The following is a 17,850-nucleotide window of genomic DNA, read 5'->3' as shown; positions in this document are numbered from 1 at the left end:
AGCATGTCCAGATCCACTACACGCCGACCTATTCTTCCTGGCTCAACCAAGTGGAAAACTGGTTCTCGCGCATCCAGCGAGACGTCATCAGTCGAGGCATCTTCACCTCGGTCAAGGACCTCGACAAGAAGCTCATGCGCTACATCCGCGCGCACAACAAAGACCCAAAGCCGATCAAGTGGAAGTACGACGATCCGAATCGTCGATACCGCCAATTCTTCTGATTCAGTGGACTAGCGAACAGTACTGCCCGCGGCTGCCCTTGACAGGTCACGAGTGGAAATCCTTGTCCTGGATTTTTTGTCGCGAAGCACCGATCCGAGGGATTCCTAGGGCGCCAACGCGTCCGCTCGTAGGTGCAGCGGCAAGTCACGGCAATCAGTGGCATCCACGGCACGACGCGCTCCATATCGGCCAGGAAACACCGCCGCAATGCGCAGCTCGGCACTTCAGTAGCCCAGAATAGCGTCCCAGACGGCGAGCTGCGCCAGCTTGGGCACCGTGCCGATCGCCACGCCGCCGCTGTTGCCTTCGCCCATGCGCACCGCGTTCGCCAAGGGGCCCCCATAGCGCGGCCAGGCGGTGAAGACGTCGAATGCCGCGGCCTGCGAATCACGCGCAAAGCTCACGAGTGCCGACGTCATGGCCGCCGACAGTTGCGCCTCCGCAGCGCCGTTGCCGACCTTGTCCTTGTAGTAGTCCAGCCCGTAGGTTCCGAACAGCAGCGGCAGGTCGGCGCAATGCGGCGTGCCGTATCCCGGCGCCTTGAGGGCGTGCGCGTAGGTGCCGAAGCGCACGTCCTTGCCTTCGCTGGCCAACTTGCCGGCGTAGCGTACCGAATGGTTGCGAATGGCGAAGTCGCCGTAGATCTCGACCCACAGGTCGGCTGCGCCCGTGCTGCGAGCCTCGTTGCTCGCGGCCTGGCGGTAGCTCGCGACGATCTGGCTGCTCGCCGCGGCGGAGCGGGTGAGCGAGGTGACGGCTTGCAGAAGTTGCGTGTCGTCCTGTGGCAGGGGCGCCGTGAGCGCCTTGCCGGTGGCGGGATCGACCAGGTCGACGAAGAAGGCGCCCTCGGTCAGCGTGGTCGTGATGACCACCGGCAGGTCGGCGGGCCACTCGGTACGTGTCCAGTCCGCGAGGCAGAACTGCGCGTCCACGATCGGGATGAACTTGGAGTTGCGACCGGTCGTGATCGCGGCTGGCAAAGGCAGCGCGTTGAGCGCGATCTCCGCCGCATGCAGCGTGGCGGCCGGCACGTCGCGCAGGCCCCGGGGCGTGGTGTTCAGGCGTGCGGCCAACAGCTCGGTGTAGGCCGCGGCGTYGCTCAGGCTGAAGCCTCCCGGCGCTGCGTTGCTGGCCGGGCTCAGCAGCACTACCTTGCGCAGGAGTTTTTGATACGCGGGGTTCTGCGCGATGACCGCCGCGTTGGTAGCTCCGGCCGATTGCCCCATGAGGCAGATGTTGTTCGGGTCACCGCCGAAGGCCGCGGCGTTCTGGTGCACCCATTGCAGCGCGGCCATCTGGTCCTGCAGCTGCCAGTTCGCAACGCTGCCGGTGTCGGCATCGACAAGGTCTGGGTGCGAAAGACCGCCCAGCGCGCTCAGCCGGAAGTTGACCGTGACCACAACCACGCCGAGCGCCGCCAGCGCCTGGCCGTTCATCAACGGCATGCTGGTGGCGCCGGTGCGCCAGGCGCCGCCGTGCAGCCAAACGATCACCGGCGCTGCCGTGGCGTTGGCTGGTGCCCACACGTTGACCGTCAGGCAGTCTTCGCTCTGCTGCGTGGGCAGGGGATAGATCCAGGTGACGTAGGGCGGCAAGGTCTGCAGGCTGGCGGCGCCGAAGCTGTCTGCGTTCAGCACGTCGGAGACAGGCTTGAATGGCTTGGGCGACTGGAAGCGCAGGGCGCCGACCGGTGGCTGCGCATACGGAATGCCGAGGTACGACGCGACGCTGCCGCTGAGCTGCCCCTTGAGTCGCCCCGAGGTGGTATCTGCGACCGGCGCGGCGCCCGGTTGTCCGGCGGCTGTGCTGGTGGCTGGGAAAGGTGCCGAGAACCCGCCACCTCCACCGCCGCCGCAACCTGCGAGCGGCAGCGCGATCAAAGCGCCGGCCGCCTGGATGAACCGCCGCCGGGCCTCGGGCCGGGCAGGGAAGGAACTGAACTTCTCGTGATGCGCCATCGTCGTCCTCTGGTCGCCGGCTCCACAGCGGACCCGACTTGCGGCCGATGCTAGGAGCGATGACCGCGTGATGACACCCGGTGAATGGAACGCAGCTTTCTGAAATTGCAGTTTCGATCGAAGTCGTCAGCGCATCGTTCTCGTTGTCGAATAGGGCTCCGTGGCTTCCACCAGCATCGCCAAGAACTGCCGTCCCGCCAGCGTGAGGTCGCGGCGCGACGGATACAGCGCGTGGATCGAGATGGTCGGCGGCGCCCAGCCTGGCGCCACCAGGCACAGGCGGCCCTGTTCCAGGTCCTTGCCGCACAAGGCAAGCGGCAGCCGCGCGATGCCGATCCCCGCGAACGCCGCCTGATGGATCTGCAGCAGGCTGTCGCTGGTGAAGCGCGGTTGCACGTCCAGTTCGACTTCTGCATCGCCGGGCCCGCGCAGCAGCCAGCGCGAAGGCTGCGGGCTGAAGGTCCAGCCGATGGCGGGGCACCCGTCCGGCAGCGCGGCAAGCGCTTGCGGCGTGGCGGGCTGGCCCAGCGATTCGTACAACGCCGGCGTCGCAACCAGCGCGTATGGAAAGTCGCCGAGCTTGCGCGACACCATGCTCGAATCGGGCAGCGTGTCGATGATCGGGCGAATCAGCAAGTCGGCGGCTTCGCCCGAGGACGAAGGGCGTCCGTCGGTGGAGTCGAGCGTCAACGTCACCTTCGGATGGCGCTTGACGAACTCGATGCACAGGCGCCCGACCAAGCCCGCGGCGATGGCGCTCGGGCACGACACGCGCAAGTGGCCGGCAGGTTCCTTCAGCGTGTCCTGCGCCACGGCCAGCGCTCTGCGGGTTTCGGCGCGAATTGCCAGGGCGTGCTGGACCATGCGTTCGCCGATTTCCGTCACCCTGAAGCGCCGGGAGCTGCGCACCAGCAGGCTCACTCCCAGCCGCTTCTCGAGGCTCGCGATTCGGCGGCTCAACCTGGACACGGGAATGTTGTGGCGCATGCTCGCAGTGTTGAAGCCGCCGGCTTCCACCACGAGCACGAGCGCAATCAGTTCGTCGACGACGCCGTTGAGTTCATCCATTCGGGTCTTTCTGGGATACCGGGCGTCCGGCGACGCCATCGTCTGGGGCGGACTGTAGCGGTTCTAGGTCGAGAACTGAGCGTGAGCGAGCTCGCCGAGACGCCGAACCCCCTTGTCGATTCGCTCGCTCCACACGCTGCCAGCGCTCAAGCGCAGGCAGTTTCGAAATCGACGGCTTGCGGAGAAGACGTCCCCCGGCGCGAAGCAGATGCCATGTTCAAGCGCTTCGTCAAACAGAACTCGGGAGTCGAACCCTTTGGGCAGTTCGACCCACAGCGCAAATCCCCCAGCGGGCCGGCTGACGCGCGTCTCGGCCGGGAAACTCGCCTCGATGGTGCGGGTCAGGCGCAGCAGGTTCTCTTCAAGCAGGCGGCGTAGCCGGCGCATGTGCGCGTCATAGGCGCCGCTGGCCAGAAAGTCTGCGAGTGCGACCTGAGGAAGAACGGGGCTGCAAAGGCTGAATGCAAGCTTGCGATCCATCACTTGTTGCGCAAAGGCGCCCGGCACGATCCAGCCAATGCGGTATCCGGGTGCGAGGCTTTTCGAGAACGAGCTGCAGTAGATCGTGTTGGCGCCGCCGTCGAGCGCGATGAACGGCCTGGGCCGCTCGCGCGTGAAGTGGATTTCGCCGTAGACGTCGTCCTCGATCAGGGGTACGGCATGCCGCGCGAGCAGCGCAAGCAGTTCGCGCTTTTGTGCTTCGGGCATCAACGAGCCCAGCGGGTTGCTGAAGCTCGACGACAGCATGCAGGCCGCCACCGGTTCCGTGTCGAGCAGCCGGGCGAGCGCGTCGACATTGACGCCGCGGGTCGGATCGGTGGGAAGCTCCAGGGCCTTCAGGCCGAGCACCTCCAGCGTGTGGAGAAGCCCGAAGTAGGTGGGCGATTCGACCGCGATGGTGTCACCAGGCTTGGCGACGGAGGTCAGCGCGAGGGTCACGGCCTCCGTGCAACCATTGGTGATGACCACGTCGTCCGGCGACAGCGCATGCCCGATGCGCATCGCCCGCCTGGAGATTTCACGGCGCAGCCGCAGGTCGCCGCGCGGCGCACCGTAGACGTTGTAGCGCGCGCCGTGCTGACGCGCGGCACGCGCCAGCGCCAGGTCGAGTCGGTGGGACTGCAGCAACGCCGTGTCCGGCACGGCGCAGCCGAGCGGCACGAGCGCCGAGTTGGACGCGTGCTCCAGCAGGGCGGAGACGGCTCCGCTGATGGACACGGTCGACGCCTTTGAACGCAGGCGCGACGTGGACGGCAGCGCGAGCGTTCCACCCTGCGCGGCAGCGACGTAGAAGCCGGACTGTGGCCGCGCGACCAGAACGCCGCGGTCTTCCAGCAAGCGATAGGCCTGCAGCACCGTGGAGATGCTGATGCCGTGCTGCTCGCTGATGGCACGCACGGACGGCAGGCGCATGCCTGGCGCAAGCGTGCCGTTGTCGACCGTGCTGACGATGAGGTCGGCCAGCTGTTCGTAGAGGTAGGTAGCTTCTGCGTCCATCGCGAGCTCGTAGAGGGGCGGGCTCGATTGTCGGCGAAACGGCTCTGAAGCGCACGCAAATTGTGCTGGTCGAACAATAAGAAAATTGTGGCTGTTCTGGTTGCCTGGCGACCGCTACGATGCGTTTCATTGCTTGATACCCGACGCGCCCCGGGGCAGGTGATTGACCACATCGGGCGGCTCACACAGCAGTGCAAGGCGAGACAAATGACAGTGCTTGAAAAGAAGGAATGGCAAGGCAGATTCCCCTACAACGAGATCATTTCCCTGCTCGACGTGAATCGACCATTCAACCTGGCGGAGAGCACATCGCAGGACCTGACGGTCGGAGACGTGCTGGACCTGGCCGGGCTGGAGACCCTGCGCGGCCTGAAGCTTGGCTACGGCCGGTCTGCCGGGGCGGTCGAGCTACGCGAGGAGATCGCCAAGGCCTGCAACGTGCCTGCCGAGCAGGTCGTCACGACCCAGGGCACGGCTCTGGGACTCTTCCTGCTGGCCTTCGAGGTCTGCCGACCTGGCGACGAGGCGGTCCTCGTGACACCGTGCTTTCCGCCGAGCCGCGACTGTCTTCTCGGCGCGGGAGTGAATGTTCGCGAGATCAGGCTGACGTTCGAGAACCGCTACCAGCTTGATCTGGACGAACTCGCGGCCAGCCTTTCACCGAAGACCAAGCTGGTCAGTCTCGCTTCGCCGCAGAACCCCAGCGGGGTCCGGACGTCTCGCGCGATTGTCGAAAAGCTCATTGCGTTGCTGGAAAGCCGGGCGCCGCAGGCCATCCTCTTCATCGACGAGACCTATCGCGAGGCCACCTACGGCAACGAAGCGGTGCCCGACAGTTTCGCGGGGCTGCATCCGCGCATCGTCACGGGCGCTTCTGTGTCGAAGGCGCTGGGCGCGCCCGGCTTGCGCACGGGCTGGCTCACCGTCCCAGATGCGGACCTCAGGTCGCGCCTGGTCGTCGCCAAGATGAATACCGTGATCTCCGGCTCGGTGCTCGACGAGGCGCTGGCCGCTGCACTGCTGCGCCATCGCGACAGCGTGCTCGGGCCGCGCCGCCGGCTGCTCGCCGAAGGGCTCGGGGAAATGGCGGCCTGGTGCGAGGCCGAACGCCAGCACGTCGAATGGATCCGCCCGGACGCTGGCGCCCTGTGGTGCCTGCGCCTTCGCACCGACAAGTTCGATGCTGCTGCCGTCTCGCGGTTCTGGGACTTGTTGCCTCGGCATGATCTGCAACTGGCGTCAGGCGCGTGGTTCGGCGAGAGCGACCGCGTCTTCCGGCTCGGTTTCGGGTACCTGCCGCCTGGACGCCTGGCCCCTGCACTTTCCGCCCTTTCGACGGTGCTGGATGTCGCTGTCGCGTATCGGCCAGCCGACGCCCGACCGCGCGCATGATGGTCCGATCCCTTCACCCTGAAACCTGTCGAGTGCACCCATGAAGGTACGCATTGCCTACATCGAAGAGCCGCCTTACTACTGGACTGCCGAAGACGGTTCCGTCGTGGGCGCTGACATTGAACTGGCCGACGCCGTGCTTCGCGCCATCGGCGTCACCTCGATCCAACACATGCCGGTGTCGTTCGACGAGTTCCTGCCCGGCGTGCAGCAGGGCCACTGGGACATGAATGTCCCCATCTTCGTGACCCCGGAGCGATCGCAGCACGTCGCATTCAGCTTGCCGGTCTGGGCAGTCGGCGACGGATTCCTGGTGCACCCCGGCAATCCCAAGGCACTCACGAGCTACAAGGCATTGGCGGCGCGTGGCGATGCGCGGCTGGGGATCATTGCAGGCCAGGTGCAGCTTCAATCGGCCAAGTCGGCGGGGGTGGGCGACGGCCAGATTGCGGTGTTCAGGAACCAGCCCGAAGCCGTCGCTGCGCTGGTCGCCGGGAAGATAGACGCATTCGCGGGTACGGCCGTCGGGAACCGAGCCGCGGCTGACGGCAACCCGGCGCTGGAGGCGGTCGCGCATGAGGTGGGCGAGCACGCAAAGGTTCCTGTCGGCGCCTTCTCGTTCGACAAGGGCAATCACGGCCTCCTGCAGGCCGTGAACGAGCAGCTGCGCAGGTATCTCGGTTCTGCAGACCACCGCGCCCGGATGGCGAAGTACGGGATCACGCAGACAGAGATCGACAGCGTGCTTCCCGCCAAGAGCTCGGCGTAAGGCGGGCGAGAAAGGCAAGGCCGACGCCCCGGCAAGGTTGCTCCGCCAAGCCGGCCGTGTCGCCGCAGATCATGAGTACAGGATGGAGGTCAAGATGAAGCATTCCCATGACTACAAGGTGGTGGACGTCTTCGCGAGCCGGCCACTGGCCGGCAACCCGGTGGCCGTCGTGTTCGACGCCGACGGCCTGGAAGCCGAGGCCATGCAGGCCATCGCGCGCTGGACCAACCTCTCCGAGACGACCTTCGTCCTGCCGCCAACGACACCCGAGGCGGACTATCGCCTGCGGATCTTCACACCGCGCAGCGAGTTGGACTTTGCCGGACATCCGACGCTCGGCAGCGCGCATGCCATCCTGGAAGCGGGACGGGCCACCCTGCGCGAAGGCGGTCGATTGGTCCAGCAGTGCAACATCGGTCTCGTCGACGTGACGATGGAGGACGGGGCCGACGGCCGCCAGCTCACATTTGCCCTGCCGTCCGCGCGCATCAATCCGTTGTCAGCCGCTGATGTTGCGGAGCTCGAGCTCATCCTGGGATGCAAGCTGAACCACGAGGCCGCGCCGGCCATCGTGAACGTGGGTGCAATCTGGGTCGTCCTGCCGATGACCGACGCGGCCGCCGTGCTTGATCTGCAGCCCGACTTCGCGAGGCTGGCGGCACTCGAGCGCCGTCTTGGCGTCACAGGCCTCACCGTATTTGGCCGGTACCCGCAAGGGGACGTGGCAATGGAAGTCCGCGCCTTCGCGCCGTCGTGCGGGGTCGAGGAGGACCCCGTATGCGGAAGCGGCAATGCCAGCGTGGCAGCCTTCCAGTGGGAGCGCGGCCTGCTGCCGGCGGGTGGCGTGGCGTACGTGGCCGCTCAGGGACGCCGCGTCGGACGGGATGGGCGAGTAAAGGTGCAAGTCGACGCGGACGGCCAGGTCCGCGTGGGCGGTTCGTGCATCACCTGCGTGGATGGCCTGCTTTCGCTGTAGGACCAGGGGCCTGAGCGGCCAACGAGTTCCTTGCCTTTCAAGATGAACACTATCGAACTCTCCGACTCCGCGTGCAGCAGCATCGCGGTAATCAATCCCTTCGATGGCGTCGAGGTCGGCGTCGTCACGAACATCCCGCCGGAGGACGCACAGGCCATGCTCCGAACCGCAAGGGAAGGTGCGCGCGCCTGTCGTGCCCTGTCCCGGCACGAGCGAGCCCGCGTGCTCGACACTTGCGCATCGCTCGTGGAGCGGGACAAGGCGGCGTTTGCCGACCTGATCGTCGCCGAGGTCGGAAAGACCATCAGGCAGGCCGCCAAGGAGGTACTGCGTTGCGTGAACACGCTCAGGCTGTCCGCCGAAGAGGCGCGGCGCAACGCGGGTGAAGTGATCCCGTTCGACGCGTATGCCGGTTCGGAGAACCGGCAGGGCTGGTTCACGCGAGAACCCATCGGTGTCATCGTCGCCATCACGCCTTACAACGACCCCCTCAACCTGGCGGCGCACAAGCTGGGGCCGGCCATCGCTGGAGGCAACGCCGTGATCCTCAAGCCGTCCGAACTTGCGCCTCTGTCGGCCATCAAGCTTGTCCGCTACCTGGTGGCCGCGGGATTGCCGCCCAACGTCGTGTCGGTCGCCACCGGGGGTGCAGCCCTCGGTGAAGCACTGGTCTCCTCGCGGGACGTCAGGATGATCTCCTTCACGGGCGGCTTCGTCACTGGAGAAAAGATCGCCCGGTCCGCGGGTTTGAAGAAGCTCTCGATGGACCTGGGGGGCAACGCACCAGTCATCGTACTGGACGACTGCAACCTTGAGGACGCGGTCGAGTCGTGCATATCCGGCGCGTTCTGGGCCGCTGGCCAGAACTGCATCGGTACGCAACGCCTGCTGGTCCATTCGTCCATCTATGAGGAGTTCAGGAGGCGCTTCGTCGATGGCACCCAGGCCATCAAGGCGGGCAACCCCGCGCTTGAGGACACCGACGTCGGACCGATGATCACGCGGCAAGCGGCTGCGCGGGTGAAGGCCGTGGTGGACGCTGCGCTGCGCCTGGGAGCGACGCTGTTATGCGGCAACTCGCTGGATGGCGCGGTCTACGCGCCGACGGTGCTGGAGGGCGTCAGCTTCGACAGCGAGCTTTGGCGGCAGGAGGTGTTCGGCCCCGTCGTCGTACTTCAACGGATCGATACCCTTGAGGAGGCGCTTTCGCTCGCCAACGACCCGGAGTGCAGCCTCCATGCGGGCATCTTCACCAACGACCTGGACGCCGCTCTCAGAGCTGCGCAGACGTTGGAGGCCGGCGGCGTCATGATCAACGACTCGTCGGACTACCGCTTCGATGCCATGCCGTTCGGGGGCTTCAAGTACGGCAGCCTCGGTCGGGAGGGGGTGCGGTTCGCCTACGAGGAGATGACGCAGCCGAAGGTCGTGTGCATCAGGAGGACGGCGAACCAGGTCTGAATTGGCCCAGGAGGCATTTCATGGACAGCAGCAACGTTCCGCAACGACCCGACAAGAAGGAGCCCGCAAGTCTCTCGTTCGACAGCCAGGCCGTGCACGCGGGAAACAGCCCGGATGCCACCACAGGGGCCATCCACGAAGCTCGTCCATGCAGAGACGATCGCCAATCCGACCATCAAAGTGGCTGATGTCGGAGTGCTTGCCGCCATCGCTCATGCTTGCGGGGCCATGCAAGACGACGGCTAGCGCTGAGCCGCTTTGGCAAGACCCTGACAGGCTCGGCGAACGTGTGCGAACTGTTCGCACGAAGGCACGGCTTGTACTGACGGCATCGCAGCGTCTGCTTTGCGGCGGTGCGCACAGCCCCTTCGGCCCCGGACTGCCACTCCGGCGGCCTGTGAGTAGCGGCCACGTGATTGACCCGGCGGCGCCGGCCGCTCGAGCGGGCTATGTCGGCATCACCCAGGAACCGGTCGTCGATTCAGAGATCTTCGCGGCACCTGAATGACCGGAGTCGGCCTCACAGCGTGAGTTCGCCGAGCGGCCGGGAAAGACTGCAACCGCTGCGAAGCTGCCTTAGCGCGCTTGTGCCACCACGGCCTGCGAGAAGCCCTTGACGGTGTCGTAGTCGAAGCCCGGCGCGCCGATGTTCTTCGCTGTCGAGTTCCAGGTGTGGAACTCGATGACCTTCATCTGCGCCGCCGACGCCAGCGCCTGTGCGGTCCCCATTTCGATCCGGACTAGGACGGACCCATGGCCAAGGCCTTGCGTGTCTGTACGGAGACGACTTCCAAGCGACTCGGATTCACGTGCGTCTGGATTGGCCTGAGGTCCGCGTCGCTTTCTCAATCCCGGTGCCAGTTGCCTCGCGTTTGCCGATGCGATCGTCGTCGAGCATGCGCTGGCGCAGCAGAGAGACGGATTGCGAGGTGTTGCGTCGGCGGGCAGAAGCTCAACTTGTGCGCAAGGGCTGATGCCCGAGACGCTTGGATACGTTGACGCCGCATGCTTTCACAGCCTTCGCCTGCGCGCCAGTCCAGTCCGTATCGAAAGATCGCGAGCGGCCCATCAGCGTGACTCCCAGCACGATGTTTCCTGAATAGTCGAAGACGGGTGCGGCGAAGGAGCAGACGCCGGGGGTGGGGTTGTTCACTGAGCGAGACACGCCGTGCTTGCGCACCTCGTTCAGCATGCCTTGCAGATCGGTCGCGTCGATAGGCTTGGCGATGTCCGGTCCCAGTCGCCGCTCATCCTCAAGCAGCGATTCCTCGATCAGCTTGGCGGGCAGATAGGCGGCGAAGAGGCGGCCCGTTGCCGTGCCCGCCAGCGACATGACGGTTCCCGTTCGGATGTTGGTGTGGAGAGGATAGATCGCGTCAAAGAGATACACGATCGTCGGCCCTTGATTGCCCCAGACCGACAGCGCAACGCTGTGTCCTGTCTCCCTCGCCAGGTCCTCCGCGAAGGGCGTGGCCTCGCGAACCGGATTGAGCATCCTGAGGGTCACGAGACCGAGTTGCATCGCGGTCGGACCTAGCCAGTAGTAGCCCGTCGAAGACTCCTGAGTGACCAGCCCCAGCTTGGAGAAGCTCACCAGGTAGGGGTGGGCCTTTCCAGGTGCCATGTCAGCGGCCCTCGCAAGTTCCCTCAAGGGCATGGGGCGCCCCTGCGCACMGAGCGCAAGGAGCAACTGGCCACCCGCCTCGATGGACTGGATGCCCCTGCGTTCCTTCTCAGAGCTTGATTCGCCGCTTTCGTTTTCAAGTGCGCTCATGGATGTCTCCTAACGGTTTGATTCTAACAACTTCATTAGACTGGGGTAAACCATTAGTATGGAGAAGACGCGTTAGCCACATACTAACGCCATCGGGTCGGCAGACGAGGCCCCTACCTCAAAGGAGTGATGGTCAATGAGCAAGCAGGAAACGGAGTACGACGTTCTGGTGGTCGGCACTGGCGCGTCTGGCATGTCGGCGGCAGTGACTGCCGCCTACCAGGGTCTCAAGGTGCTGGTGGTGGACAAGGCGCCGGTCTATGGCGGCACCACCGCACGTTCTGGCGGATGGCTGTGGATTCCTGGCACCAAGCTCGCCAAGGAGCAGGGCATCAACGAACCGCCGGGCGCCGCTCGCACATACCTCCAGCACGAGGCCACCACTCATTTCGACGCAGCCCGCGTCGACGCCTTCATCGAGAACGGTCCGAAAGCCATCGACTTCTTCGCCGAGAACACTTGCGTGCAGTTCGACATGCCGCCGGTGTTCCCCGACTATCACGCGGAAGCGCCCGGCGGCCAGCCTGGCGGCCGTTCGATGGTGACCCGCCCGTTCGACGGGCGAGAACTCGGCAGTCGTATCGCCCAACTGGCTCCGCCTGTGCCCGAGCTGACCGTGTTCGGCATGATGCTTGGCTCCGGCAAGGAGCTGTGGCACTTCCTGCGCGCCTTCAAGTCGCTCGAGTCCTTCTGGTACGTCGCCAAGCGCTTCGGCGGACATCTTCTGGATGTAGTGAAGTATGGCCGCGGCATGACGTTGACCAACGGCAATGCGTTGGCGGGTCGACTCGCCAAGGCGGCGATGGACCTCGACGTTCCCGTGTGGCTGAACTCGCCGGTGAAGAAGCTCATCGTTGAAGGCGATGCGGTGGTCGGAGCAACGGTCGCGCGCGACGGCACGCCGGTTGACATTCGAGTGCGCCGCGGCGTTGTGCTGGCCTGCGGTGGCTTCCCCTTTGACGTCGAGCGTCGCATGCAACTGTTTCCTCATGCGCCGACCGGCCGTGAACACTTCACTCCTTCGCCCGCGCTGAATACCGGCGATGGTCTGCGTCTGGGTGAATCCGTCGGGGGCTGGGTCGACCCCACGATTCCCAACGCAGCCGCCTGGTGCCCCACGTCCGTGACGAAGCGCAAGGATGGCTCCGAGGGCGTCATGCCCCACTTCATCGACCGGGCGAAGCCGGGCGTGATCGCCGTGACCCAGCGCGGTCGGCGCTTCACCAACGAAGCTCTTTCTTACCATGACTTCATTCAGGACCTCGTGAAGGTCTGCAAGGGCTCCGAGGTCACTTGCTGGCTGATCTGCGATCACAAACATCTCCGCGAATACGGGTTGGGCGCGGTGGCTCCGTTTCCGTTGCCCATCGGCAAGCATCTGAAGAACGGCTATCTCAAGAAGGGCAAGAGCCTTCAGGAACTGGCCAAGGCTATTGGCGTTCCTTACGCCGCTCTGCAGGAAGAAGTGGAGACCTTCAATCGGGATGCTTCGTCCGGCGTCGACACGAAGTTCGCCAAGGGCAGTACGTCCTACAACCGCTACCAAGGCGACTCGATGGTGACGCCGAATCCCTGCATGGCGCCGATCCGTCAAGGGCCCTACTACGCCATCAAGATCGTCGTCGGCGAGATCGGAACGTTTGCAGGTCTCTCAACGGATGAGTCTTGCCAAGTCCTGACGAAGGACCGCCAGCCGGTCAAGGGCCTGTACGCCATCGGCAACGACGCCGCCAGCATCATGGGTGGCAACTACCCCGGAGCGGGCATCACGCTCGGCCCGGCGCTGACTTTCGGCTACGTCGTGGGTCAAGCACTCGCGCAGCAGACAGCTCGACCCGCCGCCGAGGTCGTTCAGTTGGCCAATCCGCGCCAGCGCGCGCATGCAGCCTGATCTCCTGACAAACAAAGTAGGACAGAAAAATGGAAATCTCCGAACTCATGGCGCCCGAGGTTCTCGGCGGACGCATCGCGCTTGTGACTGGCGCAGGGCAGGGCAATGGCAAGGCCATCGCCAAAGGCCTGGCCAAAGCCGGGGCGAGCATCGTCGTCACGGACTTGAACGAAGAAAACGCCAAGGCCGTTGCAGCGGAAATCAACGCCGCGGGCGGAAAGGCGGTTGCGTACAAGCTCGACGTGACCTCGCAAGATGCCTGTCAAGCACTCGCCACCACGGTGGCGAGTGAGGTCGGCAACATCGACATCCTCGTGAACAACGCGGGCATCATCATTCGCGAGGGCATGGACAGTCCGAAGGTTGCGTCGAACCTCGAGCGCACGCTGAACGTGAACGTGATGGGTACGTTCCTCCCGACGCATGCGTGGTTGGGCGCACTGAAAGCCACCAAGGGCGTGATCATCAACGTGGGGTCCATCGCGTCGAGTACGGGAATTCCCAACGTCGTGGGTTATTCCCCGTCCAAGGGCGCGGTCAAGCTGATGACGCAAGCCCTCGCTGTTGAATTGGCAAAAGACGGCGTCCGCGTCAACGCGATTGCGCCAGGCGTCATCGAGACGCCCATGACCTCCTACACGCGGGAAGCGCCGGAACGCCTCGACAAGTTCATGCTGCGCACGCCAATGGCGCGCGTCGGGCAACCCGAGGAACTGGTCGGCCCCGTGGTCTTCCTCGCCTCGAGCATGGCCACCTACGTGACGGGCGTGACGCTTCCCGTCGACGGCGGCTTCCTCGCTTCCTGATCCGCAGGATTCCTTCCTTCCTTCCTAGTTTCAACCCTGAACTCGATGAGTTCAAAAAACCGGAGACAGTCATGAGCATTCCTACGTTCCTGAAGCAGGCCGTTCTTGCCGCCAGCCTTGTTGCCGCCACGGCGGCAAGTGCGCAAGACATCAAGTTGGGCTACAACGGCGATCTGTCCGCTTCTCCGTCAGCGCAAAGTGGTCAAGCGGCTGTGCTGGGCATGGAGGCGGCGATTGCCGACATCAACGCTGCTGGCGGCGTGCTCGGCAAGAAGTTGTCGCTCGTCACCCGCGATGACACATCCGCCCCCCCGAAGTCGATCCAGAACATGAGCGACCTGATCGACAACGAGAAGGTCGTCGCAGTGTTCGGGCCTACGAACTCGGGCAACGCGATGGCCTGGAAGCACATCGCCAACCAGAAGAAGATTCCCGTGATCGGCAACGTCGGATCGGGCACGGACATCACCAAGCCCATGAGCCCGGGTGCGGACAACTACATGTTCCGCGTGTCGATGGTCGACCGCGAGCAGATCGCCGCTCTGATGGCCTACGTCAAGAAGAATGCCGCCACGTCGAAGGTGGTCGGCCTCATGGCAGAGACCACGGGCTACGGCCAAGGCGGCCTGAAAGACATGGAGGAGATCGCCAAGCTCCAGGACATCAAGATCGCTGCGACCGAGCGCTTTGGCGTCGGCGACACCGATATGACGTCTCAGTTGAGCAAGATGAAGGCCGCAGGCGTGGACACCGTGGTCGTCTGGGCACAAGGCACTCCGATCGCGCAACTGGTCCGGAGCATGGAGAAGATCAACTACTTCCCGCTGACGCTGAGCTCGTGGGCCGCGGACAACATCACCTTCTACGATGCAGCAGGCAAGGCGCTCGCCGAGAAGCCGATCTTCATGCGCACCGTCAGCGAAACGCGCACCCCCGCCCAGCAGAAGCTGTTCGACCGCGTCGGATCCAAGTTGAAGGCGCCGGGCTCGTTCTCGTTCGCGCTGCACGGCTACGACTCGGTCCTGATCTATGCGGAAGCCGTCAAGCAAGCCAAGACCACGGACGGCTCCCCGGTTCGCCTGGCACTCGAGGACCTGAAGACGCCGGTGCAAGGCATGCTCAAGACTTACGACAAGCCCTTCAGCAAGACCAACCATGAGGCGCTCACCGCCAAGGACCTGGTCTGGATCCGCTGGAAGGACGGCAAGCTGATGCCTTACAACGACGCAATGATCGGCTCGTTCGCCCCCGCGGACTTCAAGCAATAACGGTTCGAAGACGGGCCCGGGGCTGATGGCGGCCTCGGGCGCGACCAGGAGACACAAAATGGCAGAAGCGCTCTTGCAGGCGATCATCAGCGGGTTGGCCGTGGGCGGTGCCTACGCGCTCGTGGCGCTGGGTTTCAGCATCACATTCACCACTACCAAGACCCTCAACTTCTCTCATGGGGAGTTTGTGTCGGCGGGCGCCTTCATCGGGATGAGCGCGCTCTTCCTGGTGCTGGGTCTCCCGGTCACGTCAACCTCGTTTGGCGAAGCGCTGCCCGGCGCCGGCGCTCAGCTGCTCGCGCTTGTCGCGGCACTGGGCGTCATGGGCCTTCTCGGCTGGTTGCTGTACGTGATCGGCGTCCGGCCCTTTGCGGGGCGGCCCGGCATGGCATGGGTCATGAGTACCCTGGGATTCGGAGTCATTCTTCAGAGCATCGGGCTGGCCATCTGGGGACCCAAGCCGGTCGTGGTGCCGGGACCCGTGGGGGATTCGGTCATCCGCCTGCTCGGCGTCGGGGTTCGTCCGCAGGAACTGCTGACGCTCGCGGTGGCCGTGGTCATCATGATCGCGTTCGACTGGGTGATGAATCGCACGATGGTTGGCAAGGCGATGCGCGCTGTCGCGGCCAACGGCAACGTTGCCAGTCTGATGGGCATCAATACCAACGCCGTGATGATCGGCGCCTTCGTTGTCAGTTCCGCTCTGGCTGGACTGTCCGGCTTTCTCCTGGCGCCGATCGCGCAGGCTTCCCTGTTCATGGGTCTGACGGTCGGCCTCAAGGGCTTCTCGGGCGCAATGATCGGCGGCCTGAGCAATCCGCGAGGCTGCGTCATCGGCGGCTTCGTGCTGGGTGTCTTCGAGTCGCTGGTGAACCTGTGGCAGGCGCAGTGGCGGGAGGTGGCGGTGTTCGGACTGGTGATCCTGGTCCTCGCATTCCGCCCGACCGGTTTGTTTGGCAAGAGGCTGGTGGAGAAGGTATGAAGCGCGGTCAACATCCCCTGGGCGTCGTGCTCGTTGCCGGCGCGCTGGTCGGCATCACGTCGCTGTTCGGCAACGACTATTACCTGCGCATCGTCTTCATGATGTGCGTCTACTACCTCTGCGCCGCCGGCATGAACGTGCTGGTCGGCTACGCCGGCCAGAAGTCGCTCGGCCAGGCGGGTCTCTTCGCCGCAGGCGCCTATGCGGTGGCGTTGTTGACGACCCGGACCGAGATGAACCCCTGGCTCGCCTTGGTCGTGGCCGCCGCGATCTCTGGCGTCTGCGGCGTCCTGATCGCCTTGCCGTCGCTGCGAGTGAAGGGGCCGTACCTGGCGATGGTGACGCTGGCATTCGGCATCGTCGTCGAGAAGCTGGTCGGCGAATGGACCGACGTGTTCGGCGGCGCCCAGGGGATCTATGGCATCAGGGCCTTGACCTGGAACGGCCAGCCCTTGACCTCGGAACAGTGGGTATGGTTCGCCATCGTGCTTTGCGCGGTCACCCACCTGCTGTTGCGCAACCTGTTGCAGGGGCGCTTCGGCCGAGCGTTGCAGTCACTGCAGGCGGACGAGATCGCGTCGTCCTCGGTCGGTGTTCGCGTCTATCGAGCCAAGGTGATCGCATTTGTCGTCGCAGCGGTCACCTGCGGGATCGCAGGCGCACTGGTGGCCCAGCAGAACCAGTACATCAACTCCGACTTCATCACCTTCAACCTGTCGATCTTCATCCTGCTGCTGGTGCTCTTCGGCGGCGCCGGCTCGCAGTACGGGCCGTTGGTCGGCACCGTGATCCTTACCGTGATCGATGCGGCATTGGCGCGCTGGCCCTCGGCGCAACATTTCCTCTACGGCTTCCTGCTGCTTTTCGCGCTCTACGTGATGCCGGGTGGGGTCGTCGGCCTGTTCGCGAACTGGTTCCGCAAGTCCGAAGCTGCTCCCGAACCTTCGAGCGCGGCAGTTGGGTCCACGCGTATCGGCCCTGAGGGAAGCGGCGAACTGCTCGTTGTCCGAGGCGTCACCAAGAACTTTGGCGGGGTGAAACCGGCTCAGGACGTGTCCTTCAAGCTCCAGCGCGGCCATATTCACGCGTTGATCGGGCCGAACGGGGCGGGCAAGAGCACGATGATCAACATGCTGACCGGCCTGATCGATCCGACCGAGGGTTCGATCCAGTTCCTGGGTCAGGAGGTGTCGGGTCGTCCCGTACACCAGATCTGCTGCATGGGCATGGGGCGGACATTCCAGAACCTGCGTTTGTTCGCCGACCTTTCAGTGCTCGACAACGTGATGCTGGGCCGCCACAGCCGAATGACGAACGGATTCTTCGCCTCGTTGATCTCGCTGCCCAGTGCGAGGAAGCAGGAAGCGGCCACGCGTGCCCGCGCGCTCCAGTTGCTTGAACTGGTGGACCTGTTGCACCTGGCGCATCACCCCGCTGGCAGCTTGTCCTATGGTCTGCAACGCCGCGTCGAACTGGCACGAGCGCTCGCCACCGAGCCACAGCTTCTCCTGCTTGATGAGCCGGCCGCCGGCCTCAATCCGCAGGAGACCGCCGAGCTCGGACAACTGCTGCTTCGAATCGGGAAATGCGGGGTGAGCATCCTGATGGTGGAGCATCACATGGACCTCGTGATGTCGGTGTCGGACCACGTCATCGTGCTCGACTACGGCATCAAGATCGCTGAAGGCAAGCCCGCAGAGGTGCAGGCCAATCCCCGCGTCATCGAGGCCTATCTTGGCGTCGACGAGCCCGAAGAAGCGCTCGCCGCCTGAACCGGAAAGTC

The 17,850-nt window shown here is 64.6% G+C and carries 16 protein-coding genes; 11 read left to right on the top strand and 5 right to left on the bottom strand.

Features of this window, described 5'->3' with window-relative positions; genetic code table 11:
• On the top strand, nt 1–224 hold a 224-nt coding region (locus AC1D2E_RS21835), incomplete at its 5' end, for a transposase (RefSeq protein ID WP_478199329.1).
• Between the two features lie 225 nt (nt 225–449).
• Here the strand turns inward: AC1D2E_RS21835 and AC1D2E_RS21830 are convergent.
• From AC1D2E_RS21830 to AC1D2E_RS21820, 3 genes are all read right to left on the bottom strand, one after another.
• A complete protein-coding gene (locus AC1D2E_RS21830) occupies nt 450–2,183 on the bottom strand; it encodes a carboxylesterase family protein (protein ID WP_478199328.1) in 1,734 nt (577 codons plus the stop codon).
• Nucleotides 2,184–2,309: 126 nt separating this feature from the next.
• Nucleotides 2,310–3,251 carry a LysR substrate-binding domain-containing protein gene (locus tag AC1D2E_RS21825; protein ID WP_478199327.1) on the bottom strand — a complete coding sequence of 314 codons (942 nt, stop codon included), beginning with the start codon at nt 3,249–3,251 and terminating at the stop codon, nt 2,310–2,312.
• 63 nt (nt 3,252–3,314) lie between these two features.
• On the bottom strand, nt 3,315–4,748 hold the full coding sequence (locus AC1D2E_RS21820; RefSeq protein ID WP_478199326.1) for an aminotransferase-like domain-containing protein: 1,434 nt from the start codon (nt 4,746–4,748) through the stop codon (nt 3,315–3,317).
• A 207-nt stretch (nt 4,749–4,955) separates the two neighbouring features.
• Here AC1D2E_RS21820 and AC1D2E_RS21815 point away from each other — a divergent pair, with 207 nt between their 5' ends.
• From AC1D2E_RS21815 to AC1D2E_RS21795, 5 genes are all read left to right on the top strand, one after another.
• Nucleotides 4,956–6,140, top strand: coding sequence for a pyridoxal phosphate-dependent aminotransferase (locus tag AC1D2E_RS21815; RefSeq protein ID WP_478199325.1), 1,185 nt, complete (start codon nt 4,956–4,958; stop codon nt 6,138–6,140).
• Nucleotides 6,141–6,180: 40 nt separating this feature from the next.
• Nucleotides 6,181–6,909, top strand: a complete 729-nt coding sequence (locus AC1D2E_RS21810; protein WP_478199324.1) for a transporter substrate-binding domain-containing protein — start codon at nt 6,181–6,183, stop codon at nt 6,907–6,909.
• Nucleotides 6,910–7,003: 94 nt separating this feature from the next.
• Nucleotides 7,004–7,885, top strand: a complete 882-nt coding sequence (locus tag AC1D2E_RS21805; RefSeq protein WP_478199331.1) for a PhzF family phenazine biosynthesis protein — start codon at nt 7,004–7,006, stop codon at nt 7,883–7,885.
• Between the two features lie 42 nt (nt 7,886–7,927).
• Nucleotides 7,928–9,346, top strand: a complete 1,419-nt coding sequence (locus tag AC1D2E_RS21800) for an aldehyde dehydrogenase family protein (RefSeq protein ID WP_478199323.1) — start codon at nt 7,928–7,930, stop codon at nt 9,344–9,346.
• 20 nt (nt 9,347–9,366) lie between these two features.
• Nucleotides 9,367–9,534 carry a hypothetical protein gene (locus AC1D2E_RS21795; RefSeq protein ID WP_478199322.1) on the top strand — a complete coding sequence of 56 codons (168 nt, stop codon included), beginning with the start codon at nt 9,367–9,369 and terminating at the stop codon, nt 9,532–9,534.
• A 388-nt stretch (nt 9,535–9,922) separates the two neighbouring features.
• Here AC1D2E_RS21795 and AC1D2E_RS21790 read toward each other — a convergent pair whose 3' ends face one another.
• Both AC1D2E_RS21790 and AC1D2E_RS21785 read right to left on the bottom strand, forming a co-directional pair.
• Entirely contained in the window at nt 9,923–10,075 is a 153-nt protein-coding gene (locus tag AC1D2E_RS21790) for a hypothetical protein (RefSeq protein WP_478199321.1), read from the bottom strand.
• 223 nt (nt 10,076–10,298) lie between these two features.
• Nucleotides 10,299–11,120: an IclR family transcriptional regulator gene (locus tag AC1D2E_RS21785; protein ID WP_478199320.1), complete on the bottom strand. Its 822-nt coding sequence runs from the start codon at nt 11,118–11,120 to the stop codon at nt 10,299–10,301.
• A gap of 136 nt (nt 11,121–11,256) precedes the next feature.
• On the opposite strand from AC1D2E_RS21785, the gene AC1D2E_RS21780 reads away from it, so the two are divergent.
• The 5 genes from AC1D2E_RS21780 to AC1D2E_RS21760 all read left to right on the top strand — a co-directional run bounded on the left by AC1D2E_RS21780 (nt 11,257) and on the right by AC1D2E_RS21760 (nt 17,839).
• Complete coding sequence (locus AC1D2E_RS21780) at nt 11,257–13,011, top strand: FAD-dependent oxidoreductase (RefSeq protein WP_478199319.1); 1,755 nt, start codon at nt 11,257–11,259, stop codon at nt 13,009–13,011.
• A 29-nt stretch (nt 13,012–13,040) separates the two neighbouring features.
• On the top strand, nt 13,041–13,817 hold the full coding sequence (locus tag AC1D2E_RS21775) for an SDR family NAD(P)-dependent oxidoreductase (protein WP_478199318.1): 777 nt from the start codon (nt 13,041–13,043) through the stop codon (nt 13,815–13,817).
• A 71-nt stretch (nt 13,818–13,888) separates the two neighbouring features.
• Nucleotides 13,889–15,085: an ABC transporter substrate-binding protein gene (locus tag AC1D2E_RS21770; RefSeq protein ID WP_478199317.1), complete on the top strand. Its 1,197-nt coding sequence runs from the start codon at nt 13,889–13,891 to the stop codon at nt 15,083–15,085.
• Between the two features lie 58 nt (nt 15,086–15,143).
• A complete protein-coding gene (locus tag AC1D2E_RS21765) occupies nt 15,144–16,067 on the top strand; it encodes a branched-chain amino acid ABC transporter permease (RefSeq protein ID WP_478199316.1) in 924 nt (307 codons plus the stop codon).
• Nucleotides 16,064–17,839 (top strand): branched-chain amino acid ABC transporter ATP-binding protein/permease, encoded by a 1,776-nt coding sequence (locus AC1D2E_RS21760; RefSeq protein WP_478199330.1) that lies wholly within the window; start codon nt 16,064–16,066, stop codon nt 17,837–17,839. Before AC1D2E_RS21765 ends, AC1D2E_RS21760 begins: the two co-directional genes overlap by 4 nt.
• The last annotated feature ends 11 nt before the right edge of the window (nt 17,840–17,850 follow it).

The organism is Variovorax sp. P1_H2, from assembly GCF_056405295.1.
Note: the sequence above shows the minus strand (reverse complement) of the source record. Positions and strands in the feature narration are given on the sequence as shown.

What these genes read in the sequence shown, in the direction of transcription:
- AC1D2E_RS21800 (WP_478199323.1), top strand. Translation starts at nt 7,928, where the DNA reads ATGAACACTATCGAACTCTCCGACTCCGCGTGCAGCAGCATCGCGGTA.
- AC1D2E_RS21790 (WP_478199321.1), bottom strand. Translation starts at nt 10,075, where the DNA reads ATGGGGACCGCACAGGCGCTGGCGTCGGCGGCGCAGATGAAGGTCATC.
- AC1D2E_RS21760 (WP_478199330.1), top strand. Translation starts at nt 16,064, where the DNA reads ATGAAGCGCGGTCAACATCCCCTGGGCGTCGTGCTCGTTGCCGGCGCG.
- AC1D2E_RS21810 (WP_478199324.1), top strand. Translation starts at nt 6,181, where the DNA reads ATGAAGGTACGCATTGCCTACATCGAAGAGCCGCCTTACTACTGGACT.
- AC1D2E_RS21825 (WP_478199327.1), bottom strand. Translation starts at nt 3,251, where the DNA reads ATGGATGAACTCAACGGCGTCGTCGACGAACTGATTGCGCTCGTGCTC.
- AC1D2E_RS21765 (WP_478199316.1), top strand. Translation starts at nt 15,144, where the DNA reads ATGGCAGAAGCGCTCTTGCAGGCGATCATCAGCGGGTTGGCCGTGGGC.
- AC1D2E_RS21775 (WP_478199318.1), top strand. Translation starts at nt 13,041, where the DNA reads ATGGAAATCTCCGAACTCATGGCGCCCGAGGTTCTCGGCGGACGCATC.
- AC1D2E_RS21815 (WP_478199325.1), top strand. Translation starts at nt 4,956, where the DNA reads ATGACAGTGCTTGAAAAGAAGGAATGGCAAGGCAGATTCCCCTACAAC.
- AC1D2E_RS21820 (WP_478199326.1), bottom strand. Translation starts at nt 4,748, where the DNA reads ATGGACGCAGAAGCTACCTACCTCTACGAACAGCTGGCCGACCTCATC.
- AC1D2E_RS21770 (WP_478199317.1), top strand. Translation starts at nt 13,889, where the DNA reads ATGAGCATTCCTACGTTCCTGAAGCAGGCCGTTCTTGCCGCCAGCCTT.
- AC1D2E_RS21805 (WP_478199331.1), top strand. Translation starts at nt 7,004, where the DNA reads ATGAAGCATTCCCATGACTACAAGGTGGTGGACGTCTTCGCGAGCCGG.
- AC1D2E_RS21795 (WP_478199322.1), top strand. Translation starts at nt 9,367, where the DNA reads ATGGACAGCAGCAACGTTCCGCAACGACCCGACAAGAAGGAGCCCGCA.
- AC1D2E_RS21780 (WP_478199319.1), top strand. Translation starts at nt 11,257, where the DNA reads ATGAGCAAGCAGGAAACGGAGTACGACGTTCTGGTGGTCGGCACTGGC.